This window comes from Aeromonas sp. 62-46, assembly GCF_001898585.1.
Lineage (GTDB): Bacteria > Pseudomonadota > Gammaproteobacteria > Enterobacterales > Aeromonadaceae > Aeromonas > Aeromonas caviae.
The window spans coordinates 22,236-48,470 of record NZ_MKUI01000037.1; the positions used below are offsets into that span (position 1 = coordinate 22,236).

Here is a 26,235-nt window from a genome sequence, read left to right on the forward strand (position 1 = left end):
CCTTTTTGTCAGCTCCCGAAGGAGAACTGGATCACCCGATCCGGGAAGCGCAGCCGGTTGTAGTCCCGGTATACCCCTTCGTAGTGACGGATGGCGCGCTCGCGCTGGGCACGATAGTAGTCGCGCTGGCGGCTGTCGCTCTCGCCCCGGATCTGCTGATCCAGCTGGTGGATGCTCCGCTCGGTGCGCTCCAGCTCCTGCTGCAATTCGCCGAGGCGCTGCTCCAGCAGGTATTCCTTGCGGCCGCGCTCGAACTGGGTGAGGAAGCTGGTGTCGTTGGGGCAGACCCCCAGGTATTCGCTCCCCTCCCGTCCCTTGCTGTAGGCAAGCTCGGGGATGCAATAGAGCTCCAGCCCCTTGGCGTAGCCGCGCTGCCACTCCGCCTCATCCACCTTGAGGCCGTACTCCCCGCAGGTCTTCTGATAGTCGCGGGTGGCGCTCCGGGTCTTGCCCTGCTCCCCGTCCTGATAGCCCTGGTTGTACCAGCTCATGGCACGGCACTCCTCCTCCGAGAGGGAACTGCACCCGGCGAGCAGGAAGGGAAGGGTCAACAACAGGATCTTGGGGGACATGAGGGGGCTCCGACAGCAAAGGGGGTGGGGCATTCTAGAAGAGGAGGCCCGTCCGGGACAAGCACCGGGCGAGGGGGCCGTATCATGATGTTTTTATCAGTATTTTCAAGCCGTTGTAGACGGGCTTCCGGCAGCCTTTTCTTGCCGGGGGAGGCAGGGTAAACTGCGCCTACTTTTAACTGGCATGTAACATAAAAACAATGAAAGTCCTGACCGTCGATTATCGCTCCCCCGATGCGGCCGAGCGCTTCACCGAATCCCTGCGCACCACCGGCTTCGGAGTGCTGACTCACCACCCCATCCCGAAGGAGCTGGTGCAGTCCATCTATGACAACTGGTATCGCTTCTTCATGAGCGAACAGAAGCAGGATTTCCTGTTCAATCGCGAGACCCAGGACGGCTACTTCCCGCCCTCGGTGTCCGAGGTGGCCAAGGGGCACAGCCAGAAGGACATCAAGGAGTACTTCCACATCTATCCCTGGGGCCAGATGCCGGCAGAGCTGAAAGAGCAGGCGATGGAGTACTACCGCCTCGCCAACGATCTGGCCGCCGAGCTGCTGGGCTGGGTGGAGCAGCACACCCCGGGCGACATCGCCGCCCACTATAGCTGCCCGCTCTCCTCCATGATCGAAGAGAGCCACAAGACCCTGCTTCGGGTGCTGCACTACCCGCCCTTCGACGGCACCGAGGAGCCGGGCGCCATCCGCGCCGCCGCCCATGAAGACATCAACCTGCTGACCATTCTGCCCGCCTCCAACGAGCCGGGCCTGCAGGTGAAAGGTTCAGACGGGGAGTGGATGGATGTGCCCTGCGATTTCGGCACCCTCATCATCAACATCGGTGACATGCTGCAGGAGGCCTCCCGCGGCTATTACCCCTCCACCACCCACAGGGTCATCAACCCGACCGGGGGCAGTGCCGCCAAGTCCCGCATCTCCTTGCCGCTCTTCCTGCACCCCCGTCCGGATGTGGTGCTCTCGGAGCGTCACACCGCCCACAGCTATCTGATGGAACGGCTGCGGGAGCTGGGGGTGATCTAATCCCGCCAGACCCGGGCAGACAACAAACCGGAGCATCCCCGCTCCGGTTTTTATTTTGTGGCACGATTGGTTGGTTATCCGAATTTTATTGGTTAATGATGCTAAAAACTGAGTTTTATATCGGATATACGCCGAGTGATTGCGCGCCCGCGGGCGTACTCTGAGCGCCATTTCGGGCCTCGCTGGCAGGCCCTTCCCGTGGAGTTCTTATGAAGCAGTCCCAATGGTCATCCCGGCTCGGTTACATCCTGGCCGCCGCAGGTTCCGCGGTCGGTCTCGGCGCCATCTGGAAGTTCCCCTATGTCACCGCCGCCAACGGTGGCGGCGCCTTCCTGCTGGTCTTTCTGCTGTTCAGCTTCACCCTGGGGGTGGCGGTGCTGATGGGGGAGACCCTGATCGGCAGCCTGACCCGGCGCGGGGTGGTGGGAGCCTTTGGTGAACTGATGGGCAGGCGCTGGCGCTGGGTCGGTGCCATGGGTTTGCTGTGCAGCCTGTTCATCTTCTGTTTCTACAGCGTGGTGGGCGGCTGGACCCTGGGGTACACGGGCATGGCCCTGGCGGGGGAGCTGCAACAGGGGGACGGCGCGGCACTGACCGCCCGTTTCAACGACTACGTCGGTGATCCGTTCTGGCCGGTGCTGACCCACCTGCTGTTTGCCGGCTTGACCTGGTGGTTCGTGCGGGGCGGCGTGCAACAAGGGGTGGAGCGCACCCTGCGCTGGATGATGCCGGCCCTCTTCATCATGATCCTGCTGCTGGTGGCCTTCGGCCTCACCCTGCCGGGCGCCATGGCCGGGGTGCGCCACTTCCTGATGCCCGATTTCAGCAAGCTCGGCATGTCGGGTGTGCTGGACGCCATGGGGCTGGCCTTTTTCTCCCTCTCCATCGGCCTTGGCATCCACACCACCTATGGCGCCTACCTGCCTTCCAGCGAAGGGGTCGGCCGCTCCAGCCTCTGGGTGGTGCTGCTGGCGAGCGTCATCGCCGTGCTGGCGGGCCTGATGATCTTCCCGGTACTGGCGGCGACCGGTATTGACCCGGCCTCGGGCCCGGGCCTCACCTTCATGACCATGCCGGCGGTGTTCCAGCAACTGCCCTTCGGCCAGGGGCTGGCGGTGGTGTTCTTCTCCCTGCTGGTGGTGGCGGCGCTCTCCTCCTCCATCTCCCTGCTGGAGCACTTGCAGTGCTTCCTGTGCGAGAGCCTGGGCTGGTCCCGCCGCACGGCGTGCAACCTGGTCATTGCCCTGGTGATGGCGGGTGGCATCCCGGTGAGCCTGTCGTTCGGTCCCTGGGCCACCCTGACCCTGTTTGGCAAGAACATCTTCGAGTTGCTGGACTTCATCACCTCCAACCTGATGATGCCCCTGTTCGGGCTGGCCCTGACGCTGCTGCTGGGCTGGCGGCTCGGTCGCCAGGCGCTGCCCGAAGGGCTGGCTCCCCATTGGCGGGCCCTGCTGATGGGCTGCTGGCGCTGGCTGGCTCCCCTGCTCATTGGCGGCATTCTGGTGCGCGGCCTGGTGTAGGGAGGGTTGGTCATCTCTGCCACTCCCCGGCCGGGGAGTGGGGTGGCAGGATTGACTCTTTATAAAAATCTGTTAATTAAAAATAAACAGAGTAACGATCTGAAATTTCGATATTTTATTTTGGTTAAATCTGTTTTTGGTTCTGTTTTAGACTATTTCCTGTCAACTTCTCTTGCCATGGTTTAGGCTGTGGCTCCTTTTTACCGTGCAGGCGTCGCCCTCCCATGTCACCCCTTATCGCTCTCTGTGGCCGATTTAGCCCCTTCCTGGAGAGGTGACCTTGCAGGTGTCGTTTGTCTGACTGTTCATTGCAAAGGTCGCCCTCAGGCGGCCTTTTTTGTTGCGGCGCACACCGCGTCTAGCCATGGAGTATCGAACTGATGTTGTCTTGCCCGGAGGTTGTATGAGCCAGGTTCAGTGGTCTTCCCGTATTGGTCATGTGCTGGCGGCCGCCGGCTCGGCGATCGGCCTTGGCGCCATCTGGAAGTTTCCCTATGTGACAGCCACCAACGGGGGCGGTGCCTTCCTGCTGGTGTTCCTGCTCTTCAGCTTCACCCTGGGGGTCGCGGTGCTGGTGGGGGAGACCCTGCTCGGCAGCCGCAGCCAGCGCGGCGTGCTCGGCGCCTTCCACAAGCTGGTGGGGCCGAACTGGCGCTGGATGGGTTACATGGGGATCCTGTGTGGCTTCTTCATCTACAGCTTCTACAGCGTGGTGGGGGGCTGGACCGTGGGCTATGCGGCCCTGGCCGTGGGCGGCGAGCTCAACCTGAGTGAGGCGAGCACCCTCACCGCACTCTTTACTGGTTATGTGAGCGATCCCCTCTGGCCGGCCCTCACCCATCTCGTCTTCGCCGGGCTCACCTGGTGGTTCGTGCAGGGAGGGCTGCAACAAGGGGTGGAGCGGGCGCTGCGCTGGATGATGCCGGCCCTGTTCGTGATGATGCTGCTCCTGGTGGTGACCGGGCTCTCCATGCCGGGGGCCATGGCCGGGGTACGCCAGTTCCTGATGCCCGACTTCTCCCACCTGACGGGGCAAGGGGTGCTCGACGCCCTGGGGCTGGCGTTCTTCTCCCTCTCCATTGGCCTCGGGGTACACACCACCTATGGCGCCTACCTGCCGAGCAGTGACGGGGCGCTGCGCTCCGGGGTCTGGGTGGTCACCCTGGCGAGCTGCATCTCGGTGCTGGCGGGGCTGATGATCTTCCCGGTGCTGGCCTCCACCGGCATCGATCCTGCCGCCGGCCCCGGCCTCACCTTCATGACCATGCCGGCGGTGTTCAACCACCTGCCGTTCGGTCAGGGGCTGGCGGTGATCTTCTTCCTGCTGCTGCTGGTGGCGGCGCTCTCCTCCTCCATCTCCATGCTGGAGCACCTGGTGCGCTTCACCACCGAGGAGTGGGGCTGGTCGCGCCGCAATGCCTGTCGGGTCCTGACCCTGCTCATCATGGCCTGCGGCATTCCGGTCAGTCTGTCGTTCGGGCCCTGGGCTGACTACACCCTGTTTGGCAAGACCCTGTTCGATCTGCTGGATTACCTCACCTCCAACCTGATGATGCCCCTGTTCGGTCTGGTGCTGACCCTGCTGCTTGGCTGGAAGCTGGGGGACAGTATTGTGCCTGCGGATCTCTCGCCGCTGATGCGTGGTGCGCTGCTCTGGTGCTGGCGGCTGGTCGCCCCCCTGCTGATCGCGGGGATCCTGGTGCGGGGCTTGTTGTAACGCACCTGCCAGGGCGGCATACACCGCCCTGGATGGCTATAGGCCCTGATGGGGACCGAGGGGCGGCAGTTTGGGGGCCAGGTGAGATCTCACCTGTTGCAGGGTTTCCCGATAGGCGTTCCCATGGTGTTCCAGGAAGGCGGCACTGTGGTTGAGACGCTGCTCCAGCCTGTCCACCAGGCGGGCCACCGCCGGGGCCGCCATGCCGGCGGGCCAGCACTGGGTCAGCAATACCAGCAGTTGCCAGGCATCCCCCGCCTGGGCCGGGAATCGCTCCTGCAGGGTCAGTGCGCTCTGCACGGCGAGCTGGAGCTGACCCGTGGTCATGGCCCGTTGCCGCTCCTCGCGCAGCTGGGTCAGCTGCTGCTCCCGCTGCGCCAGTTGCCGCGCCAGATCGTCGACCACCTGCAAAATGAGCCCCTGCAGCAGCGGGGTCTGTGCCACCGGTCCCTGATACTGGCCGAGCTGGGCCAGATAACGCTGGGCATGGTGGGGAAGCCCGCAGAACTGGCTGACGGCCACTCCGAGCAACTGGTTGAGATGATTGTCCCGCGCTGCCTCCGGCGGGTGCTTGGCCAGCAGCATCAAGGCGTCATCGAATCGATAATCCAGACCCAGCATCAGGGCGCGCAGCAGCCCCTCCTCGTGGGCCCGCAGGGTCACGGCCTGCTGGCCGAGCTCCTCCAGGGCCTGCTGCAGCTCATGAACTCTGGCCTCTCCCGGTGGATGCCAGAGCACCGCCAGGGTCGCATCCAGCAGGCAGCGTTCGACAGAGTGGCGAAACGTCTGTTTGGGGAAGTAGCGCAGGATGAAATCGCTGGCCTGCGCCAGCACCTGACCTTCATCCCTTCGCAGCAAGGCCAGCAAAATGGCCACCTGGCGCCACTGCGGCTGCCAGGGGCAGCGTTGCAGCAAGCCTGACAAGGTTTCCCAGGCCGGATCCCACTGCGCCTCGTGCAGTTGGCAGGCGAGAACCAGCGCCTGATGGATGACGGGGGGCAGTCGCTCCCGGTTGCGGGCCAGATCCTTGTGGGCGCTCTCCACCCGGTTCAGCCCGAGCAGAGCCTGGTTCAGTCCCTGGCGTGGCCACCAGGCATCGTGCTCCGTGGTGCAGATGGCGTAGTGCTGGGCGGCCTGCACCCGTTCCCCGGCTTGCAGCAGCATGTAGCCCTTTACCCTGTCCATCTGTGCTTCCAGCCCCTTGTGGCTGGCGTGCCGGTAAAGCAGATCCTCGCACTGGGCGCAGGCGCTGCGCCACTCCCTGAGCGCCATGGGGGTGGCCAGGGGGCGGGTCACCGTGGTCAGTGCCAGCAGCGCTTGCAGGCTGTACGCCAACTGCTCCGTGGTGAAGGGCACGGCCAGACGCAGGGCGAAATAGAGGTCGGAGGGGGGGAACTGGCCGGTGTCCTCGTCCTGCTCCAGCAGCAGGAGCACACAGCCGGGCGCGAGCAGGCCCAGGTGGTGTGCTTCATGCAGCAGCCTGACTCCCTCGTGGGCCTGGTGGTGATACTGGCGGCAAAGAATGGCATCAAAGGCGTGCTGGCGCAGCAGGGCGGGCAGGCTTGCAATCTCTTTGCAGTGGAACAGCTCGGTGGGGGGCAGCCCCAGATCACTCAGTCCCTGGGTGAGGGTCGAGCCCATCATGGCATCGTCTTCGATGAGGAGGATCTGCATCTTTGACGCTCCTTCGCCGGTCGGGGGTGGCGAGGTTGGATTCAAAGTTAGCCTCCACTCTCCCGCGAGAGCCAGAGGGGGTCAATACCCCACCTGGGTCAGGGATGGCTCAGTGCCGGCCTTGGGCGGGGCAAAGAAAGCATCACTGAAGGCCGGGCCCCCTGGCCGAGAAGGGGCAGTCCCGCTGCGGGACATGCAGTTCCCCGGCTCCCGACTCTCCCTGCCAGGCGAGCTCGAGCTGGCCCAGGCGCCCGAGGCGGCGCAGCTCGAACTCGTAGCGCAGGCAGGGGTTGTCGGTGGGCAGCTGCGTCATCCCGGCGGGCAGCCGGTAGTCGTAGCGCAGCAGGGGGCCATCTTGCAGCCGGCTTTGCACGGGCACCAGTCCCTCCGCCGTCGGTGCGGGGGCCTTGAGATAGCGGCGCAGCGCCACCGGGGCGTCGATGGCTTTTTGATAGTGAAGGCCGTTCATGGCTGCCAACTCCTCCTCCAGCCGCGTCAGCTCCCCCTCCAGCCCGCTCAGGGCGGCGCTAAGCTGTTGATGGGCCGAGGAGGCGCAGCCTCCCAGCAGCAGGGTCGCGATCAGCAGGGCGGGACGGACGGCAGACATGAAGGTTCCTCGGGTGCCAGGGTCAATGACTATAGCAGGGGATTGGTGGGCGGCGTGCCCCTCAGCAGCCCGGCGAGGCGCTCCAGCCCTTCGGCGACGCGGGCGTCGGTGGCGGGCTGACTCAGGCTGAGGCGTACTCCCTGCGGGGCGGCAAACTGGCCGGCGGCGAAGTGTTCTCCGCTGGCGACCCCCACGTCAAGGGCGTTGGCGGCCTCCGCAAACTCCTGGCTGCGCCAGGGCTCGGGCAGCGGCAGCCAGGCGTGCATGGACCCCGGCTGCCAGCGCGCTCCCGGCAACAGGTGGCGCAGGAGCTCACCCCGGCGCGCCAGGATTTTTCGCTGGTGTTCGATGAGCGGCATGATCTGGCGCTGGCTCACCAGCTTGCAGGCCAGCTCGATGAGCAGCGGACTCACCATCCAGCTCGACAGCCGCATCGCCTGGGCGAAGCCGTTGCGAAGGGCGGGAGGGGACAACACGAAGCCGACCCGCAGGCCGCCGCAGGCGATCTTGGCGAGACTGCCGAGGTAGATGACCCGCTCCGGTGCCAGGTTGACCAGGGGAGGGAGCGCACTTTCGGGCAGCAGGCCGTTGACGTCATCCTCGACGATCAGCAGATCGTGGCGACGGGCGATGGCGACGATGGCGTCGCGTCGCGCCAGGCTCATGGTGGCCGTGGTGGGGTTTTGCAGGGTGGGGGTGAGGTAGAGCAGCTTGGCCCGGCGGGTACGGCACGCGGCATCCAGCGCCTCTGGCAGCAGTCCCTCCTCATCCATCGCCAGTCCCACCACCTGATTCTTGAGCTGGCGTGCATTGCCCAGCATGCCGGGGTAGCTCAGTCCCTCGCAAAACAGGGTCTCTCCCACGCAGCCGGTGGCCAGCAGGGCCAGCATGATGCCGTGCTGGGCACCATGGCTGAACAGCAGGCGATCTTCGCTCGCCGTGATGCCCTGCTCGGCGAGCCAGTCGACGAACAGCTGGCGCTGTGCGGGGCGTCCCGCCTCCTTGTCATAACCGAGCAGGCCGTTGAGATCCCCCTGCGCCAGCTCGGTGAGCAGGGGCCTGATGATGGCGCCCCTGTCCAGCTGGACCGGGAGGTTCTGCCACAACTCGATGCGCTGGCTGTCTTCATTGCGGATCACCCATTCGTTGGCGGGATCCGCCGCTCCCCTGACCCAGGTGCCGTGCCCGACCCGGGCCGCCAGCAGGCCCCGTCGCTCCGCCTCGGTGTAGGCGCGGGTGACGGTGCCCACGGTGACCCCCAGCTTATCTGCCAGGGCCCTGTGGGTTGGCAGCCGGGTCTCGGGTGAGAGGATGCCGGTGGAGATGGCCTGCTCGATGGCCTTGACCAGTTTGAGGTAGAGGGGCCCCTCGAAAGGGGTGAGGTCGGGCGTCCAGATTGTCATGGTGACAATAAATCCATTGATCCAAGATTGTCCGCAATATAGCGTGATTATCAGCCTGTACACAACCAACAAGCACACATTGTATCGGTACAATGTGGCGAGAAAGGAGTCTCCCCATGACCATCGAATGGTATGCCACCCTGTTTGGCTTCGCCCTGCTCACCTGCGGCACGCCCGGGCCGAACAACCTGATGTTGACGGCGTCCGGCGCCAACTTCGGCGTGCGGCGCACCCTGCCCCATCTCATCGGGGTGGCGGTGGGCCAGCCTGTGTTGCAACTGGTGCTGGCGCTCGGCTTCTATCCGCTGTTTGAGCGCTGGCCCCTGCTCAAGCTGAGCCTGCAGGTGCTGGGCAGCCTTTACCTGCTGTGGCTGGCGTGGCGCATCGCGGTGGCAGGCGCTCCCGGAGATCCCGCCAGCCGTGCCCGCCCCTTGACCCTGCTTGAAGGGCTGGGCTTCCAGTTCCTCAATCCCAAGGCGTGGATGATGGGGATCTCGGCCATCAGTCTGTTCAGCCTGCCGGGGAGCGACTATTGGCCCAGCATGTGGGGCATCATGAGTGTCTTCCCCATGGCGGGGTTCCCGGTCTGCTTCGCCTGGGTGATGTTTGGCCATCAGCTCAGCCGCTGGATCAACTCGGACAAGGGGTGGCGTCGTCTCAACGGCAGCCTGGGTGCCTTGACCGCCCTGTGCGTGGTGATGCTCTGGTATTAACAGCGTCTTGATTATTCATGCAAAGAAAATGCATTGCTGACCTTGTCGTCAGGGCGTCGGCTCTGCATATTAGGAGGCTTGCCGTATCTGAACGAGGTTGAGATGGATCTGAACTGGTTGCTCCCCCTGGCGGGCTTTGCCCTTATCACCTGTGGCACGCCGGGCCCCAACAACATGCTGCTCACCAGTGCCGGGGCCGCCCAGGGGTTTCGCCGCTCCGTGCCTCTGCTGGTGGGGGTGGTGGGGGGCATCAACCTGATGATCCTGGCCACGGCCCTGGGGCTCGGGGTGGTGTTCGAGCGTCTGCCCCTGCTGCACGACGGCCTCAAGCTGGTGGGGTCGGCCTACCTGCTCTGGCTGGCCTGGAAGGTGGCCAACGCCAGTGGCCCGGCGGAGGGGAACCGGCCGCTCATCCCGGCCCATCAGGGGGCCATGCTGCAACTGCTCAACCCTAAAGCCTGGATGATGGCGCTCTCCGCCATCAGCGGCTTCACCCTGGCGGGGGAGGCTTACTGGCCGTCCGCGGGCTGGGTGCTCGGCATTTTCTTCGTGACCGGCCTCTATACCGGTGCCTTCTGGGTGCTGTTCGGTGCCCAGGTGCGCCGCCTCATCCGCACCGCCACCGGCTGGCGTCGTTTCAATTTGGGCATGGGGCTCGCCACGGCGGCCTGCGTGCTGATGATCTGGGTTTAGGCCTCGGCCTGAGCCTTTACCGGCTGTCTTGTTGGCCCTTCGGGGCCTTTTTTATTGCCGGGGCGGTGCGATCAAACGCGCCCCCTGAGGGATTGCGGCATTGGTTTGCACCATCGGGTTACATAAGGAGATCCCATGAAATGTATCGGTCTGCTGGGTGGCATGAGCTGGGAGTCCACCGTCAGCTATTACCAGGCCCTCAACCGGGGGGTACGCGAGCGGCTCGGCGGTCTGCACTCGGCGCGGGTGCTGCTGAGCAGCGTGGATTTTGCCGGGATAGAGCGGTTGCAGCACGCCGGTGACTGGCCCGCCACCGCCCGTCTGCTGGCGGCCGAGGCCAGGGCCATCCAGGCCGGTGGCGCCGATTTCCTGCTGATCGGAACCAACACCATGCACAAGGTGGCGCCGGAGATCGAGGCCGCCATCGACATTCCCCTGCTCCACATCGCCGATGCCACGGCCCATCGCCTCCAGGCCGACGGGGTGACCCGGGTGGGCTTGCTCGGCACCCGCTTCACCATGGAGCAGGATTTCTACAAGGGGAGGCTCCAGGAGCGCTTCGGGCTGGAGGTGCTGGTGCCTGATGACGCTGCACGGGAGCGGGTGCACCGCATCATCTATGACGAGCTCTGCCTCGGCGATATTCGCGAGTCGTCTCAGGCCGAGTATCTGGCCATCATCGCCGATCTGGCACAGACCGGTGCCCAGGCGGTGATCCTGGGTTGCACCGAGATCGCCCTGCTGGTGGGGGCGTGCCAGGCCGCCGTGCCTCTCTATGACACCACCGCCATCCACGCCGAAGCCGCGGTGACGCTGGCCCTTGCCTGATGTGGTGCGGGCGGGGTTAGGGGGGCGCCCCTCTCGGCGCCCGTCTGTTTTTTCCTCCTTTCATAACTGTGAGTCAGCCTTCATTTCAGCAGGGCTGAAGCCGTTTTTATTGTCAATCGGCTCACATTTCCTCTTTTTGTCTCTTGAGTCCGGGGCGTCAGACGCCTAGTTTTCGATCGCTGAAACGATTCAGCTTTCACAAAAACAAGAGACACGAGGATAAATCCATGTTGAAGAAACTCTCCATTGCCGTGCTGCTCGCCCTGGGCGCCACCGCGGGCCACGCCGCCGAATTTCTGCTGACCGACTCCCAGCAAGGGCTGGATGTGGGCGACTGGAAGATCACCAGCGAGAAGCTCGGCATCAAGAGCCCGGTTCCCTTCACCATCGAGAAGAAACGCCTGCACGGCGGTCGCCAGGAAGGGGTGGATCTGCTCATCGTCGACAACGGCGTCATGAAGATCACCCTGGTGCCGACCCGCGGCATGGGGATCAAGGAGGTCAAGGCGGCGGATCTGCGCCTCGGCTGGGATTCACCGGTCAAGGAGGTGGTCAACCCCGCCTTCATCGATCTCGAGAGCCGTGGCGGCCTCGGCTGGCTCGACGGCTTCAACGAGATGCTGGTGCGCTGCGGCTACGAGTGGACGGGTCATCCCGGGGTGGATGACGACGGCCGCCTCAAGAGCCTGCATGGCCGGGTGCAGAACATTCCCGCCTCCGTGGTCAGCGTGACCGTGGACGAAGAGCCGCCCTATGCCATCCACGTGCTGGGCCGGGTGGACGAGCGCACCTTCAAGATGAGCGAACTGGTCACCTGGACCCAGCTGAGCGTGGTGCCCGGTCAGGCGGAATTTGCCCTGCAGGACAAGCTGACCAACCACGCGGACTACGAGAACGAGTACCAGATCATCTATCACGGCAACTTCGGGGCCCCCATTCTGGAGGAGGGAGCCAAGGTGAGCACGCCGGTGAAGCAGATCTCCCCGTTCAATGACTACGCCAAGGCCGGACTCAAGGGCTGGCAAACCTATCTGGGGCCCACCAAGGGCTTCGACGAGATGGTGTTCAACCTGGTGCCCTACAGCGACGCCGACGGCAATACCCTGGCAGTGCTGAACAACCGGGCCGGCAACGCCGGAGTGGCGGTGGGCTACAACACCCGACAGCTGCCGGTGCTCACCCTGTGGAAGAACACCGACACCCGTGCCCAGGGCTATGTGACCGGCATCGAGCCCGGTACCAGCTATGCCTACAGCACCAAGTACCAGCGCCCGCTCGGGCTGGTCCCCAAGATCCAGCCGGGGGAGACCAAGACCTTCGATCTGACCTATCGCCTGCTGCAAAATGCCGACGAGGTGAAGCAGGCCCTGGCCCAGGTGGAGAAGATCCAGGGCGGTCGGGCCACCGAGCTGCGCGAGCAACCCCTGGTCAAGCTGCCATAAGGGAGAGACGCCCAGCAAAAAGCCGCTCCATGAGCGGCTTTTCTATTCCCAGCGACATATCCTTATTATCGGATAGCTCCTTTATTTTATAGTTCTAAAGTTAATTGTAATAAATAAATTGGGTACAGTTACTTGCTGGCTACTATATTTCCATAGCTTACTGCGTTACGGGCTTGTAAATGGGGTTGGCGTGTTAAAGTATAATTATATATAAATAATGCTCTCGATGGCGGACTGAGATAACTGTGTCTAGAACGCACCAGCAGAGCAGGTCAGTGGATTCTTTTGAGCTGGTGTTGTTATGAAAGTCCCTGAGAGGTCTGATTAAACTGTATGTAATGGTGGTCGAGTAGATTGATATCAGCAATATTTATATTTAGAACTATACATTGAAAGGCACGATAGATACTTTATGTGACGAAATGAGCTACAAGTAGTTATCTGAAAATACTTAAGGTATGATATTGACGGATTATTACTGAAATCATTAGTAATAAAATCCAGTTTTTTGTAATTCAAGAATAGTTTTTCCTAAGTTCTGAAAATGCTTTACCTGTCAAAATCAAGTATCCATATGGGCCTTTTTTTTGTGCGTTGATAACATATACTTCCCATTTCACAATGAAATGGAAGATATGTTGTATGAAATTGTTCATGTTAGCTTTGTTAGTTCCGATAGGGGTTTCCGCTATTGAACAAGATTACCGAATGACAAAAGATGCTTGGGTTGATGGAAATATAGACAAGGAGACTGCATCATCAACAACGGTAATTGTGAATGTAAATGGTGACATCATCACTCCCGGAAGTAGTGGCGATAATATAACTGGTAGTTTCGTTGAGAATAGAAAAATAATACAACTGAAGCAAGACATAAATCAAAACAAAACTTATTATCTTGGCAAGGTAATATCAGACCGGCAGTATCAAGGTACTTGGTATGATATTAATGGTAATGGTGGTGACTTCCGCATCGAGTGGGGTGATGAAGAAAGACCTGATTGCCGTTTGGCAACAGAAACCGGCTGGTATCACGGTTTATACTGTAATGTAGATATTGATGGTGGGGGCTGGAGATTAGTTGCAGTTAGGTATAATAAAGAGACTCATGTTCCTGTTGAACAATTGACTGAGTTAAATAGCAACCAGTATCTGAATCCAGGTGCATGGGGGCAATTGAAGGATGAATCAACGGAGATACTATTTTTACAACCCGACACAGAGATATGGGGGGTTATGAATATATCACAAGCGAGTAATCCAAAATTATGCTCACCATTGAATGAGAATTTAAGTGAAAAGGTTTTAGTCCATGCTGAAAAAGAAGGGTGCTCACTCGAAAACTTAGACTATACCGTAGTCGGCCATCCTGGTAGTTTGGATTATCAAGGTAACTTCTATCGGTATAAAAAAGGTGTTTGGACTGCTAATTATCCAGACTTATGGATTAGAACAAATTGGCCACAGCAGCAAGATGTCTCATATGGTAGTAGCCAACTAATGGTCTTTGTAAGATAAATAAAGGCCACCTCAGGGTGGCCATTATTTATCTGGTGCATGTCAAGCAATACAATTTCTTAAACATGGCTGTACATGGCTTCTATCTCGCGCTGGTACTTGGCCTCGATGATCTTGCGGCGCAGCTTCATGGTGGGGGTGATCTCCCCGAGCTCCATGGAGAAGGCGCTCGGCAGCAGGGTGAACTTCTTCACCTGCTCGAACTTGGCCAGCTCTTTTTGCAGATCGGCGATGCGGGCTTCGAAGAACTCCATTACCCGGGAGTGGCGCAGCAGCTCGGTCTTGCACTGGTACTGCAGGTTGATGGAGCGGGCGTACTCCTCCAGGGACTCGAAGCAGGGCACGATGAGCGCCGACACGAAGTGGCGGGCATCGGCGACGATGGCAATCTGCTCGATGAAGCGATCCTTGCCGAGGGTCCCCTCCACCAGTTGCGGCGCCACGTACTTGCCGTTGGAGGTCTTCATCAGCTCCTTCAAGCGCTCTGTGAAGTAGATGTTGCCCTCGTCATCCAGCTCGCCTGCATCGCCGGTGCGCAGGAAGCCATCCTCGGTCATCACCTCGGCGGTGGCTTGCGGCTTGTTGTAGTAGCCACGCATCACGGTGGGGGCGCGCACCAGCAGTTCATTGTTCTCGCCGAGTTTCACCTCGATGCCGTTTAGCGCCGTGCCGATGGAGCCCAGCCTGAACTGGGTGTCTTCATAGCAGCAGACGGTGGCGGTGGTCTCGGTCATGCCGTAGCCGTACTTGAGGTTGAGCCCCATGGCCTGGAAGAAGAGATTCACCTCGTCCGCGAGACGGGCGCCCGCCACCGGCAGGAAGCGGGTGCGGCCGCCGAAACGGGCGCGCAGCTTGCGAAACACCAGGCGCTCGGCAAGCCAGAGCTGGCCATAGAGCAGGGGAGAGGCGGACTTGCCCGCCTGACGGGTGGCGACCATCTGCTTGCCCACCCGGGTGGCCCAGCCGAACAGGGCGCGGCGCAGGCGCGGCGCCTGGGCGACCTTGGCCTGGATCATGGCGTAGGCCTTCTCGTAGAGGCGGGGCACGGCGCACATCACGGTGGGCTTCACCTCGCCGATGACATCCATCACCTTCTGCGGGTCGCGAATGTAGACGTTCTCGGCGCCGCAATAGAACACGTAGTAGCTCCAGGCGCGCTCGAACACATGACTCAGCGGCAGCATGCAGAGGGAGACATCCTGCTCGCTGAGGTCGAGGCGAGCGTCATGCATCTCGAAGCAGGCGGCCATGTTGGCGAAATCGAGCATGACCCCCTTGGGTTCGCCCGTGGTGCCCGAGGTGTAGATGAGGGTCAGCAGGTCGTCCATGCGGTAGTGGCGCTCGCGCTCGCGCAGCACCTGCTCGCTGGGTTGGTGGTTGCCGGAGACGAGGAAGGTCTGGAAGTGGCTGGCCGAGGCGCAGCCGCGCAGATCGACGGTGCCGTCCAGGGCGACGATGTGGCTTATCTCGCCGCTGTCGATGAGGTGCAGCGCCTGATCGAACTGGGGCTGCTCCCCCACGAACAGCATCCTGATGCCGGCATCCTTGACGATGTAGCGCAGCTGATCGAGGGTGCTGGTGGGGTAGATGGGCACGCTGACGCCGCGGGCGGCCAGGATGCCGAGGTCGGCCTGGGTCCACTCGGGCATGTTGCGGGCATAGATGCCGACCATCTCGCCGGACTGGTGGCCCGCCCGGATCAGGCCCTGGGCGCAATAATCCATGGCCTGACCCAGGGTTCGCCAGCCGATGGCGCGCCACTGGCCATCCTGCTGGACGCGCAGGGCGGCCTTGTTGCCAAGGCGGGCAATACGCTCACGCATCACTCTAACCAGATGAAACTGCGACATCTCACGCATCCTCAAGTAACAGTTGTGCGCCCGCAGGGGCACCAAAATCGGGGCTGGAGTTTAAACTCTAACATTACAGCTTACAAGTGTGCGCCATTTGTCCTGGATCACAAAGTCGTCAACCAGATGAGAGTGAGGCATGATAGGGGGCAGGGATCGGATTCATTCAGGGAGTTGCACCATGAATATCGGGATCAAGAGCCTGTTCACCGGCGTGTTGCTGCTGTTGGCGGGGGCAGGCGCCCTCTGGTATCTGCTGGGGGGCGCGGGGGAGCAGGAGAATCCCTGGCTGAGCGGCGCCGAGGGCTATGAGCAGGCGCAGCGGCTGGCGCTGAGGGAAGGATACCCCTTGCTCTACGTGATCGAGCGCGCCAAGTGCCGACGCTGCAAGGCGCTGAATACCAGGCTGTGGCGTGCCCCCGAGATGCAATCCGCCCTGGCGGGGCTGGTGAAGGTGCGACTCAACCCGGATGCGGGGGATGGCAGCGAGCACATTCTGCGCCGCTTCCCCCAGGTTGCGACGGCCCCTGGCATCTATGTCCAGCGACCGGGTGAGCCGCTTCGCCCCATCAAGATCGCGGTGGATATCGATCAGATCTGGATGCCCGGCGTCACCTATGGTCGCGGCTTCTTCATGCCCCTCTCGGGAGCCGCCTTCGAGGCCGTGCTGAGGGTGACCCTGAGCCTGGAAGACCCCTCCATCGACAACGCGCCCCTGCCCTGAGGGGGGAAGCGAAGAGGGGGAGTCTGGGAGGTCAGAGGGGGGCGTCCGCTGACGGCGGTCTGCTGCGGGTTGTCAGCCGAAGTCGAACAGACGGGACATCAGCACGGCATCCTCCCTCTCCTGCCCGGTGCCATAGTAGTCGGCGCGGCGGCAATATTCGGCAAACCCCTCGCTCTCGTAGAGGTTGATGGCGGTGCGGTTGCCGGCCCTGACCTCCAGGAACCAGGCCTCGGCCTTGCCGGCCTTGCTGCGGGCCAGGTACTCCCTGAGCAGCACTCGCCCCAGCCCCTTGCCCTGAAAATCGGGGTGCACGCAGAGATTCATCAGGGAGCTGTCTCCCGCCACCAGATCCGAGATGTAGAAACCGGCCGGTCGTCCGTCCACCAGCATCAGGCCGTTGAGATAGCGCGGCCCGAAGCAGGAGAGCAGGTTGGCCTGGCTCCAGGGCTCCTGGTGGGCGGCTTGCTCGATGGGGTAGATGGCTTCGAAGTCCGATTCGAGCAGGGGGCGAAAGTGGGGCAAGAGGTCAGACATGGTCACTCCGGACGGGATTCAGGCTTGCGATGGACACCATGGCCGTGCCATGGTCGTGAGCATCAAGGGGTGTGGCGCTGCCGGCACTGCTGCCAGAGGGCGCGCTTGTGCGCCCCATCGGGCTTGAGCGGGCAGACCAGGGCATCGGGCCAGCGAGGGTCCGGCGCCGTCAGCCAGAGCAGGGGCGAAGTGGCCCCTGCTGGCAGGGAAGGCATCTCGGACAGCAGGGATACCTCGTCCGTGCCAAGGCCGAGCCAGCGGCAGATGTCCCCGAGCAGGGAGGGCGCGGGCAGCGTCTCTGCCAGCAGCCAGAGCTTGCCGGTCGGCAGAGGGGCGGTCTCCTGCGGGGCCAGCACCTCGTCGGCGGGCGTGTTTGCCGGCTGCGCGGCGCCGTCGGGGCTGGTGCCTCCCGCCAGGAGTCGGCCTCTTTGTTGCCAGAGGGGGATGCCCATGCGGGCCAGGATGCGCTGGCGCAGCGGGTCCAGTAGGGGATCTTGCATGGCGAAGGCTCACTCTTGATCTGCGTTGGGGTAAATAATGATGCGCAGAGTACACTCTCGCGGGATTTGCTGCACCCCGGACGTGCGCTTTTCGCCCTGTGGCGATGGCAAACGAGCGCTTCCCCGGGGGCAGAGATGACAGACAATGAGAGTGGGGCGGGGCCAGAGGCCGGACCCCGTCACCACGGATGACCTATCAGCTTCGGAACTGTGCCTATGCCGCCTTTAGCCCAGAATACTGTTCGTGCCACCCCCATTCATGAGCGCCTGCCACGGCTCCTTTCCGCCCTTGGTGAGGGACTGTATGAGCGCCAGGATGCCCTGCGGCTCGGCCTGCTGGCGGCCCTGAGTGGCGAGAGCGTCTTTCTGCTGGGCCCCCCGGGCATCGCCAAGAGCCTGATCGCGCGGCGCCTCAAGCTGGCGTTTCAGGATGCCCGCCATTTCGAATACCTGATGACCCGTTTCAGTACGCCGGAGGAGGTGTTCGGTCCCCTCTCCATCCAGGCGCTCAAGGAGGATGGCAAGTACCTGCGGTTGACCAGCGGCTACCTGCCGGAGGCCGAGGTGGTCTTCCTCGACGAGATCTGGAAGGCGGGCCCCGCCATCCTCAACACCCTGCTCACCGCCATCAACGAGCGGCAGTTTCGCAACGGCGACAGCCAGCACCCCATTCCCATGCGGCTGCTGGTCACCGCCTCGAACGAGCTGCCGGCCCCGGACAGCGGGCTGGAGGCGCTCTACGACCGCATGCTGGTGCGGGTCTGGATGGACAGGGTGCAGGAGAAATCCAACTTCCAGGCCATGCTGGCGAGCGATGGCCAGTCCCATCAGAACCTGACCCCGGCGGTGCAGATTCGGGGGGAGGAGTACGACGCCTGGCAAGATGCCATCGAGCAGGTGCGCCTGCCGGACGCCTGTTTCGAACTCATCTACCAGCTGCGCCAGCAGCTCGACAGCCAGCTCGGGCACGGCTGCTATGTCTCGGATCGGCGCTGGAAGAAGGCCGTGCGGCTCATCAAGGCGAGCGCCTTCTTCAATGGCCGCGACGAGGTGGCTCCCCTGGATCTGCTGCTGTTCAAGGATTGCCTCTGGCACGACGAGGCTTCCCGCACCGCGCTGCTGGAGATGATCGGCGAGTTTTCCCGCCTCTACGGCTACCAGCAACTGGCGCTGACCCGGGAGCTGCTCTCCCTGCGCGAGCAGTTCAAGCAGTTGCAGGGGGCGGTCGCCCTGCGCATCGGCTGCAAGGCGGTCAAGCGCAAGCAGTGGTTCGGCCGCCGCGCCCGCGGCACCGAACTGCCGCTGGCCAACGCCAGGCCGTTCGGCAAGCTGGTGCACTTCCAGCTGCTCACCCCGGCGCCCCTGGATGGCAGCGATCCCGAGCGCCTCACCGGCACCCTCACCTTCGATCGCACCCTGCTCTCTCACTGGCACCCCACCGGGGAGGCGCTGGTGGGCTGGCCCCTCGGCAACCCCAAGGAGGGGCACTACGAACTGGTGCTGGACGAGCAGTTGCGGCTGCACGTGCTGGATATCCAGCGCCAGCCCGTGCCACTGATGCTGGTGGAGCGCACCCCCATCCCCGAGGTGGTGATGGCCCCCTGGCTGTCGGCCCTGGACGACCTGACGGGCCAGGTGAACCGGGTGCTGCAAAATCTCAAGGGTCAGCGCAACCTGTTCGACCGTCACCAGCCCCATCTGTTCGTGGGGGACAACTGGTTGCGTCAGGTGGAGGACAGCTTCTTCGTGCTGAGCCGGGACCTGGAGCGGCTGGGGGCCGAGCTGCAGCAGTGGCGGGATCGTCTGCCTCTTCTCGATGCACAGGGGTGACGTCGCGCCTGACGTGGGATTGGTGAAATAAACAGGATGAAAAACATGTTTCGTCAGCATGATACTCCATCACATCTCAACATCCGGGGTGGCCCATGCTAGAGATCGGCATGATGGACCTGGGGCTGCTCATGGGGGAGGGGGAGCTGGCGGGGGAGATGGCGCTGCTGCTTGCCTCCACCCCCAAGATCTCCGAGTTCCTCAAGCGCTCGCCCCTGCAGGGGAAGCTGCTCAGAAAGCGCATCCAGACCTGGAGCGAACAGCTTGGGGAGGAGATGCGTCACAAGCCGGTGCCGGTGGCTCTCGAGCGGGAATACCTGCTCTATCAGGCCCACCGGCAACTGCCCCTGCCGGAGCTGGTGGGGCGCCTGCCCGCCCTGCTGGAAGCCCTTGAGCAGCACAGCCCCTTCGCGGGGGATGCCCGCAGCCTGGTGCGCCAGATAGTGGCCCAGCCCACCGAGGGGCTGCGCCAGCTCTTCATCGAGAAGTGGCGCGCCAGCCTGGTGGGCAGCCTGTTGCAGTTGCAGCAGCAGATAGCGGAGGCGGAGCGGGAGAAGCAGCGCCAGGAGATCGAGGATCAACTGCTGGCCAACCGGACCCTGGCCGATGCCCTGGATCCGCACCAGATCTCCGCCGGGGGGCTCTGGGATCTGGCCCAGGGGAGCTGGCACAAGCGCAGTCTGGCGCTGGTGAAGCAGTACGCCCGCATGTTGCAGCAGGAGCCTCTGCTCGCGGAGATCGCCGCCCTGCTTGGACGCAGCGAGCGGGAGCGGCGCAGCGAGGACAGGACGCTGCCGCCGGTGCCTGTGCACGAACTGGAGGAGGTGCAAAGTGACGATGTGCCCGACGATCTGGTGGGGGTGCACCCGGCCAGCGATCTGATGCGCCTCCTGCCGAGCGAGGCGGTGATGCTGGCGCTGCCGGAGCTGGAGCTGGAGTTCTATCGCCGTTATCTGGAGCGGCGCCTGCTGAGCTACCAGTCGCGGGGCACCCTGCCGCGCCAGCGTCTGATGCTGCGCTCCCCCGAGCAGGGAGGGCAGGAGGTGCAGCCGCGGGGCCCCTTCATCGTCTGCGTCGATACGTCAGGTTCCATGGGGGGCTATCCGGAGGAGTGTGCCAAGGCGCTGTTTCTCGCCCTGCTCAAAGGGGCGATGGAGGAAAAGCGGGGCTGCTATCTGATGCTCTTCTCCACCGAGGTGGCGACCCTGGAGATCACCGCCGACACCGGGCTTGAGAAGGCGGAGCGCTTTCTCTCCATGAGTTTTCACGGAGGGACCGATCTGGTGCCCTGCCTGGAGCAGGCCCTGACCCAGCTCGAACAACCCGCCTTTGCCAAGGCCGACGTGCTGGTGATCTCCGACTTCATCGCCCAGAACCTGCCCCACCCCCTGCTCGAGCGGATGAACCGGCGACGGGCGCAGCAGACACGCTTCCATGCGGTCGCCATGTCCCGTCACGCCAAGGCGGCCATTTTGCGGGTGTTCGACAACAGCTGGCTGCTCGATTGCGGCCTGCGTGGACGCCTGCTGCGGCGCTGGCAGCGCCATTGAGGGTGCTCAGGCTCAGAGAGTGGGCCTGTGGTAGAGGCCTCGTTCGTTGACCTGCTCCTGATCCAGCAGCGGCTGACCGCTTGGCTGGGCAATATAAAAACCCCGCTTGCCGCTGCGCTTGACCCTGTACATGGCCTGATCCGCCCGGGCCAGCGCCGCGCCGAAATCGTCCTGGGGCCGGATGGCCGCAATTCCCATGCTCAGTCCCACCGAGGCGTCCCCGTTGGGCAGCTCGAAGGGGGTGGCGATGGCATCGATGCACTGGCGGGCGAGGTGGCTGGTACGGGGATCGTCGCACGCCCAGGGCAGCAGCAGCACGAACTCGTCCCCGCCGATGCGCCCCAGCCGTACCTCCTCGCCGCAGCAGTGGCGAAGGCGCTGGGCAAGGGAGACCAGCAGTTCGTCACCTGCCCGGTGGCCCAGGTTGTCGTTCACCAGCTTGAAGTCATCGAGATCGATGAAACAGATGGCCTGGTACTCCCCGGGAAAGTGGCGGTGCAGCGCGGTGCGGTTGAACAGGCCGGTGAGGGGATCCCGGTGGGCAAGCTGGGCGAGCTGCTGCTCGTACTCCTTCTCGTGGGTGATGTCGATGTGGGTGCCCATCACCCGGACGGGGTTGCCCTGATCATCCCGCTCCACCACCCGGCCCCGGTCCAGCACCCAGGTGGTCTTGCCATCCTTGCCGATCATGCGGTGCATCGCCTGATAAAACGGGCTCTTGCCCTCCAGATGGTCGAAGAAGGCCTGCAGCACCTGCTCCCTGTCCTCCGGGTGAAGGTGGGCGCGCCAGACGTCGAAGTGGGCCGACAGCTCCTTGGGCTGGTAACCGAGCATGGAGCCCCAGCGCCGGTTGAAGATGATGAGTTTGCCGGTGGGCACATGGTTCTGCCAGATGCACAGGCCGGTGCCGTCCATGGCGGCGTCCAGCTTCTCCCGCGCGTCATCCGCGATGCGTTTGAGACGCTCGTTCTCCAGCAACAACCTGTCGTAAGCCTCCCTCAGCTCCTCGTAGGTCATTCCTCATCCCTTCCCCTGTTCGAAAGCATATATAGTCGATGCACTCTCTCCTTCTGTAAAGAAGGGGATAGGGGAGGCTCTCGTCCGATATGAGGCGTTTTCCCACCCTCTGACGGCTGTGCGCCCAGAGTCTGTGGGGATATGATGACAGCGGTGAGCGCGGCGTCCGGCCGGTGAAGAGGAGAAAAAGTCCGCATGAAGATCCTGATGGGATGTGGCCTGTTGCTGGGGGTTGCCCTGGCCCAGGCGGCGCCACTGGCCGGGCACGAGTTGCAACTGGCGTTGCAGCAGCTGGAAGAGTCGACGATGCCGGTGCAGGTGTTTCGCGAGCGCGTCGCCGCCCTGACTGCCGGACAGGCACACTATCCGCCCGAGGTGCAGGGCCGCCTTGCCCGGCTGCAGTGCTGGGCCCAGCCGAGTGAACGGGACGAGGAGTTTCGCCGCGCGGTGGCGTTTGCCGAGCAGGGGCTGGCGCAGGCCCGTGCCCGCAAGGACAGGGTCACCGAGGTGGGGTTGCTCGCCTGCCGCGGGTATCACCGGCAACTGCTCGGCAACATGGCCGGGGCCGGGGAGGATTACGACGCCGCCCTGACCCTGGCTCGCCGGCTCGGGGATGAGCGTCAGCGTGCCGACATCCTGAGCCTGCGGGGGGAGATGTACTCCTACCAGGGGGAGCTGGCGGAGGGGCTGATGGATCTCATTGATGCCCACCAGCGCTACGAGGCGCTCGGGCTGGAGGCCAAGGGGCGCGAGGTGCTCGCCAATATTGCCAATGCCTATCGCAGGATGGGGCTCTATGAGCGGGCCGAGAGCTACTTCAACGAGCTGGAGCACGACTACCGGCAGCTCGGGGACGAGGAGCACCTGGTGGACATTCACAGCCAGCAGGGACTCCTCTACATCGACACCGAAGAGTACGACAAGGCGCTGCCCCTGATGGTGGAAGCGGAGATCTATTATCTGGGGTTAAACCAGGAAGGGATCCTGGCCTGGAGCCGGATCGAGATAGCCACCATCCTGCTTAAACAGGGCAAGCCGGACCAGGCCATGACCAAACTCGATCAGGCGGCAGCCTCCCTCCATCAGGCGGAGGGGGCGGACAGCGTCACCCTGGGCCACTGGCACCTCGTCATGGCCGACGTCCTCGAGGCCCTGAACCGACCCGGCGAGGCGTTGCGGCACCTGGACGAGGCCGAGCCCATCTTTACCCGGGAGCAGAACCTGCGCTTCCTCGCCCGGGTGCATGAGACACGGGCACGGGTGCTGGAGCGTCAGGGGCATATCCAGTCGGCCCTCACCAGCCTCAAGACCTATGTCGAGACCCGCCAGGCCCTCGAGCTCAGATTGCGGGAACAGCGCTCCTTGCAGATGCGTTTCGAGTTCGATCTCGCCCGCAAGGAGCTGGAAAACCAGACCCTCAGGTCCCAGCAGCAGTTGCAGGCGGAGAAACTCAAGCAGTTGCAGGAGCGGCGCTACTGGCAATACCTGGTGGTGGCCCTGCTGCTGGTGGTGATGGGTACCCTGGTGGTGCACCAGCGCGGGCGCACCCGCAAGATGCAGCGTCTCGCCATGACGGACGAACTGACCGGCATCCACAACCGGCGCCAGATCCAGGCCAAGGGGCGCAAATGGTTCACCCAGGCCCGGGAGGAGGGCAAACCCCTGTGCGTGCTGCTGCTGGATGTGGATCACTTCAAGAAGGTGAACGACCAGCTGGGCCACCACGTGGGTGACAGTGTGCTCACCGCCGTGGCCCAGTGCATCGAGGAGCAGTTGCGCAGCCTCGACAGGGTGGGGCGCAACGGCGGCGAGGAGTTTCTGGTGCTGCTGCCGGATACCCTCCTGAACGAGGCCGTCGAGGTGGCCGAGCGGATCCGCCAAGCCGTCGCCCGTCTCGAGATTGAGGGGGTGCCTGCGGATCACCCCATCCGCATCAGCATCGGCTGTGCCCAGTACAAACCCGAGGATGACAACCTGGGCGAACTGGTACGCCGGGCCGACGAGGCCATGTACGAGGCCAAGCTGGCGGGGCGCAACCGGGTGATGACGGCCCGGTGAGGCCGACCCCGGGCCCCCGTGATAGCGGGCTGGGTATTTTTCACTCGCGCGGGTATAATGCCGCGCAATTTTGCTTTGATCCGGGGCCAGACCCATGTAATGCAACGCGCTTCTCCTGTCTTCACCGGCGGTCACTGACCCGCCCGCGTGGTGTCGTTGTCTGCATGGGCGCCCTGATTCCAAGGTGCTGTCCCGCATTTTTCCCACGGTGGCTCCAGGCCGCCGCTCAATAGAAGAACGTCGAATTATGTCAGCTGAATTTCTGAGTGAAGTCTCCAAGAGACGCACTTTTGCGATCATCTCGCACCCGGATGCGGGTAAAACCACCATCACCGAAAAGGTCCTGCTGTTCGGACAGGCCATTCAGCGCGCCGGTACCGTCAAGGGCCGTGGCTCGGGCCAGCACGCCAAATCCGACTGGATGGAGATGGAGAAGCAGCGCGGTATCTCCATCACCACTTCCGTGATGCAGTTCCCCTACGCCGACTGCCTGGTCAACCTGCTCGACACCCCGGGTCACGAGGACTTCTCCGAAGATACCTACCGTACCCTCACGGCGGTCGACTGCTGCCTGATGGTCATCGACGCCGCCAAGGGTGTTGAAGACCGGACCCGCAAGCTGATGGAAGTGACCCGTCTGCGGGATACCCCCATCCTCACCTTCATGAACAAGCTGGACCGCGAAGTGCGCGACCCGATGGAGGTCATGGACGAGGTGGAGCGCGAGCTCAACATCATGTGCGCCCCCATCACCTGGCCCATCGGCTGTGGCAAATCCTTCAAGGGGGTCTATCACCTCTACAAGGACGAGACCTACCTGTATCAGAGTGGTCAGGGCCACACCATCCAGGAGAAGCGGGTGGTCAAGGGGTTGAACAACCCCGAGCTGGATGCCGCCATCGGCGACGATCTGGCTGCCCAGCTGCGTGGCGAGCTGGAGCTGGTGCAGGGCGCCTCTCCCGAGTTCGATCACGATGCCTTCATCGCCGGCGAGATGACCCCGGTCTTCTTCGGGACCGCCCTCGGCAACTTCGGCGTCGACCACATGCTGGACGGCCTGACCGACTGGGCGCCAGCCCCCATGCCGCGCAAGGCCGAGAGCCGCGAAGTGGTGGCGACCGAGGAGAAGTTCTCCGGCTTCGTGTTCAAGATCCAGGCGAACATGGACCCGAAACACCGCGACCGTATCGCCTTTATGCGTATCGTGTCAGGCACTTACTCCAAGGGCATGAAGATGCGTCACGTGCGCATCGGCAAGGATGTGAACATCTCCGACGCCGTCACCTTCATGGCCGGTGACCGTGAACAGGCGGTCGAGGCCTGTGCCGGCGACATCATCGGTCTGCACAACCACGGCACCATCCAGATCGGCGACACCTTCACCCAGGGTGAAGATCTCAAGTTCACCGGCATCCCGAACTTCGCGCCGGAACTGTTCCGCCGCATCCGCCTGCGTGACCCCCTCAAGCAGAAGCAGCTGCTCAAGGGGCTGGTGCAGCTCTCCGAAGAGGGGGCGGTGCAGGTGTTCCGTCCGCTCATCAGCAACGATCTCATCGTCGGTGCGGTCGGTGTGCTGCAGTTCGACGTGGTGGTCTCGCGCCTCAAGAGCGAGTACAACGTCGAGGCCATCTACGAGGCGGTCAACGTCGCCACCGCCCGCTGGGTGGAAGGGACCGACGTCAAGAAGTTCGAAGAGTTCAAGCGCAAGAACGAGGTCAACCTGGCCCTCGATGGTGGTGACAACCTCACCTACATCGCGCCGACCATGGTCAACCTGCGCCTGGCCCAGGAGCGTCACCCGGACGTTCACTTCCGCCAGACCCGCGAACACTGATCACCCCGCCCGCGCACAGCGGGTGGCTGATGACAAGAGAGACCCCGCTTCGGCGGGGTTTTTTGTTATGGGGCGTTTCATTGGAAGGGGCGTAGATCCCCATCCGGGGCTTGATGGTTGAATAAAAATACAGGATAAGTGATTTTAATTTCACCCATGGAGAGAGACATGTCCGTCACCCAACCCGTAGAGGCGCAGTTTGCCGCCTACAATGCCCACGACCTCGACGCCTTCGTGGCCTGCTTTGCCCCGGATTTCAAAGGCTATCGCATGCCGACCGAGACGCCGAGCACAGTCGGCAAGGGGGCGCTGCGGGCCTTCTATGCACAGCACAGATTCAACAACCCGCTGCTCAAGGCCGAGCTGCTGTCACGCACTGTCATGGGCAACAAGGTGTTCGATCACGAGCTGATCCACGGCCTCTCCCCCGAGCCCATCGAGAGCGTGGCGGTGTTCGAGGTGAAGGAGGGTCTTATCCAGACCGCCTGGTTCTATTTCCCTTCCTGAGCGCCGCTACACGGGCCTGCCGGCGACAAAGCTGGTATAAGAGAAAGTTCCCTGCGGGCATCCTCCGGTCAGCCCGCGTCTGGACAATAACAAGGAGTACA

The 26,235-nt window shown here is 62.9% G+C and carries 22 protein-coding genes; 14 read left to right on the plus strand and 8 right to left on the minus strand.

Going from position 1 to position 26,235, the window contains the following annotated elements:
* Nucleotides 1–8 precede the first annotated feature (8 nt).
* Nucleotides 9–572, minus strand: coding sequence for a DUF2799 domain-containing protein (locus tag BGO64_RS12570; protein ID WP_010672898.1), 564 nt, complete (start codon nucleotides 570–572; stop codon nucleotides 9–11).
* Between the two features lie 200 nt (nucleotides 573–772).
* On the opposite strand from BGO64_RS12570, the gene BGO64_RS12575 reads away from it, so the two are divergent.
* From BGO64_RS12575 to BGO64_RS12585, 3 genes are all read left to right on the plus strand, one after another.
* The gene (locus BGO64_RS12575; protein ID WP_010672899.1) at nucleotides 773–1,612 is read left to right on the plus strand and encodes an isopenicillin N synthase family dioxygenase; all 840 of its coding nucleotides are present in this window, start codon (nucleotides 773–775) and stop codon (nucleotides 1,610–1,612) included.
* Between the two features lie 209 nt (nucleotides 1,613–1,821).
* Nucleotides 1,822–3,135 (plus strand): sodium-dependent transporter, encoded by a 1,314-nt coding sequence (locus BGO64_RS12580; protein ID WP_286700751.1) that lies wholly within the window; start codon nucleotides 1,822–1,824, stop codon nucleotides 3,133–3,135.
* Between the two features lie 403 nt (nucleotides 3,136–3,538).
* A complete protein-coding gene (locus BGO64_RS12585) occupies nucleotides 3,539–4,852 on the plus strand; it encodes a sodium-dependent transporter (RefSeq protein WP_041211033.1) in 1,314 nt (437 codons plus the stop codon).
* Nucleotides 4,853–4,888: 36 nt separating this feature from the next.
* On the opposite strand, the gene BGO64_RS12590 is transcribed toward BGO64_RS12585, so the two are convergent.
* From BGO64_RS12590 to BGO64_RS12600, 3 genes are all read right to left on the minus strand, one after another.
* Complete coding sequence (locus BGO64_RS12590) at nucleotides 4,889–6,526, minus strand: response regulator (RefSeq protein ID WP_286700752.1); 1,638 nt, start codon at nucleotides 6,524–6,526, stop codon at nucleotides 4,889–4,891.
* 142 nt (nucleotides 6,527–6,668) lie between these two features.
* Nucleotides 6,669–7,133, minus strand: coding sequence for a hypothetical protein (locus BGO64_RS12595; protein ID WP_286700753.1), 465 nt, complete (start codon nucleotides 7,131–7,133; stop codon nucleotides 6,669–6,671).
* Between the two features lie 29 nt (nucleotides 7,134–7,162).
* A complete protein-coding gene (locus BGO64_RS12600; RefSeq protein ID WP_048206924.1) occupies nucleotides 7,163–8,536 on the minus strand; it encodes an aminotransferase-like domain-containing protein in 1,374 nt (457 codons plus the stop codon).
* Nucleotides 8,537–8,652: 116 nt separating this feature from the next.
* Between BGO64_RS12600 and BGO64_RS12605 the strand changes: the two genes are divergently transcribed.
* From BGO64_RS12605 to BGO64_RS12625, 5 genes are all read left to right on the plus strand, one after another.
* Nucleotides 8,653–9,249: a LysE family translocator gene (locus BGO64_RS12605; RefSeq protein ID WP_039039402.1), complete on the plus strand. Its 597-nt coding sequence runs from the start codon at nucleotides 8,653–8,655 to the stop codon at nucleotides 9,247–9,249.
* Nucleotides 9,250–9,351: 102 nt separating this feature from the next.
* A complete protein-coding gene (locus BGO64_RS12610) occupies nucleotides 9,352–9,942 on the plus strand; it encodes a LysE family translocator (protein WP_010672906.1) in 591 nt (196 codons plus the stop codon).
* Between the two features lie 135 nt (nucleotides 9,943–10,077).
* On the plus strand, nucleotides 10,078–10,770 hold the full coding sequence (locus BGO64_RS12615; RefSeq protein WP_043155387.1) for an aspartate/glutamate racemase family protein: 693 nt from the start codon (nucleotides 10,078–10,080) through the stop codon (nucleotides 10,768–10,770).
* A gap of 227 nt (nucleotides 10,771–10,997) precedes the next feature.
* On the plus strand, nucleotides 10,998–12,212 hold the full coding sequence (locus BGO64_RS12620) for an aldose 1-epimerase family protein (RefSeq protein ID WP_151028207.1): 1,215 nt from the start codon (nucleotides 10,998–11,000) through the stop codon (nucleotides 12,210–12,212).
* A gap of 642 nt (nucleotides 12,213–12,854) precedes the next feature.
* Nucleotides 12,855–13,730, plus strand: a complete 876-nt coding sequence (locus BGO64_RS12625) for a hypothetical protein (protein WP_286700754.1) — start codon at nucleotides 12,855–12,857, stop codon at nucleotides 13,728–13,730.
* Between the two features lie 59 nt (nucleotides 13,731–13,789).
* Here BGO64_RS12625 and BGO64_RS12630 read toward each other — a convergent pair whose 3' ends face one another.
* Entirely contained in the window at nucleotides 13,790–15,580 is a 1,791-nt protein-coding gene (locus BGO64_RS12630; protein WP_286700755.1) for an AMP-dependent synthetase/ligase, read from the minus strand.
* Nucleotides 15,581–15,761: 181 nt separating this feature from the next.
* Here BGO64_RS12630 and BGO64_RS12635 point away from each other — a divergent pair, with 181 nt between their 5' ends.
* The gene (locus tag BGO64_RS12635; RefSeq protein WP_223924881.1) at nucleotides 15,762–16,304 is read left to right on the plus strand and encodes a thioredoxin domain-containing protein; all 543 of its coding nucleotides are present in this window, start codon (nucleotides 15,762–15,764) and stop codon (nucleotides 16,302–16,304) included.
* A gap of 72 nt (nucleotides 16,305–16,376) precedes the next feature.
* On the opposite strand, the gene rimI is transcribed toward BGO64_RS12635, so the two are convergent.
* Together rimI and BGO64_RS12645 are read right to left on the minus strand one after the other, a co-directional pair.
* Nucleotides 16,377–16,826, minus strand: a complete 450-nt coding sequence (gene rimI / locus BGO64_RS12640) for a ribosomal protein S18-alanine N-acetyltransferase (protein WP_103244728.1) — start codon at nucleotides 16,824–16,826, stop codon at nucleotides 16,377–16,379.
* 74 nt (nucleotides 16,827–16,900) lie between these two features.
* Entirely contained in the window at nucleotides 16,901–17,338 is a 438-nt protein-coding gene (locus tag BGO64_RS12645; protein ID WP_049635924.1) for a DNA polymerase III subunit psi, read from the minus strand.
* 216 nt (nucleotides 17,339–17,554) lie between these two features.
* On the opposite strand from BGO64_RS12645, the gene BGO64_RS12650 reads away from it, so the two are divergent.
* Both BGO64_RS12650 and viaA read left to right on the plus strand, forming a co-directional pair.
* Entirely contained in the window at nucleotides 17,555–19,168 is a 1,614-nt protein-coding gene (locus BGO64_RS12650) for an ATPase RavA domain-containing protein (protein WP_201970096.1), read from the plus strand.
* 95 nt (nucleotides 19,169–19,263) lie between these two features.
* The gene (gene viaA, locus BGO64_RS12655; protein ID WP_029313704.1) at nucleotides 19,264–20,718 is read left to right on the plus strand and encodes an ATPase RavA stimulator ViaA; all 1,455 of its coding nucleotides are present in this window, start codon (nucleotides 19,264–19,266) and stop codon (nucleotides 20,716–20,718) included.
* Between the two features lie 12 nt (nucleotides 20,719–20,730).
* Here viaA and BGO64_RS12660 read toward each other — a convergent pair whose 3' ends face one another.
* Complete coding sequence (locus BGO64_RS12660) at nucleotides 20,731–21,735, minus strand: sensor domain-containing diguanylate cyclase (RefSeq protein WP_010672915.1); 1,005 nt, start codon at nucleotides 21,733–21,735, stop codon at nucleotides 20,731–20,733.
* Between the two features lie 195 nt (nucleotides 21,736–21,930).
* On the opposite strand from BGO64_RS12660, the gene BGO64_RS12665 reads away from it, so the two are divergent.
* From BGO64_RS12665 to BGO64_RS12675, 3 genes are all read left to right on the plus strand, one after another.
* Nucleotides 21,931–23,793 (plus strand): diguanylate cyclase, encoded by a 1,863-nt coding sequence (locus tag BGO64_RS12665; RefSeq protein WP_286700756.1) that lies wholly within the window; start codon nucleotides 21,931–21,933, stop codon nucleotides 23,791–23,793.
* 244 nt (nucleotides 23,794–24,037) lie between these two features.
* Nucleotides 24,038–25,627: a peptide chain release factor 3 gene (gene prfC / locus BGO64_RS12670; protein ID WP_089503670.1), complete on the plus strand. Its 1,590-nt coding sequence runs from the start codon at nucleotides 24,038–24,040 to the stop codon at nucleotides 25,625–25,627.
* A gap of 168 nt (nucleotides 25,628–25,795) precedes the next feature.
* Nucleotides 25,796–26,134, plus strand: a complete 339-nt coding sequence (locus BGO64_RS12675) for a nuclear transport factor 2 family protein (RefSeq protein ID WP_043155376.1) — start codon at nucleotides 25,796–25,798, stop codon at nucleotides 26,132–26,134.
* Nucleotides 26,135–26,235: the final 101 nt, after the last annotated feature.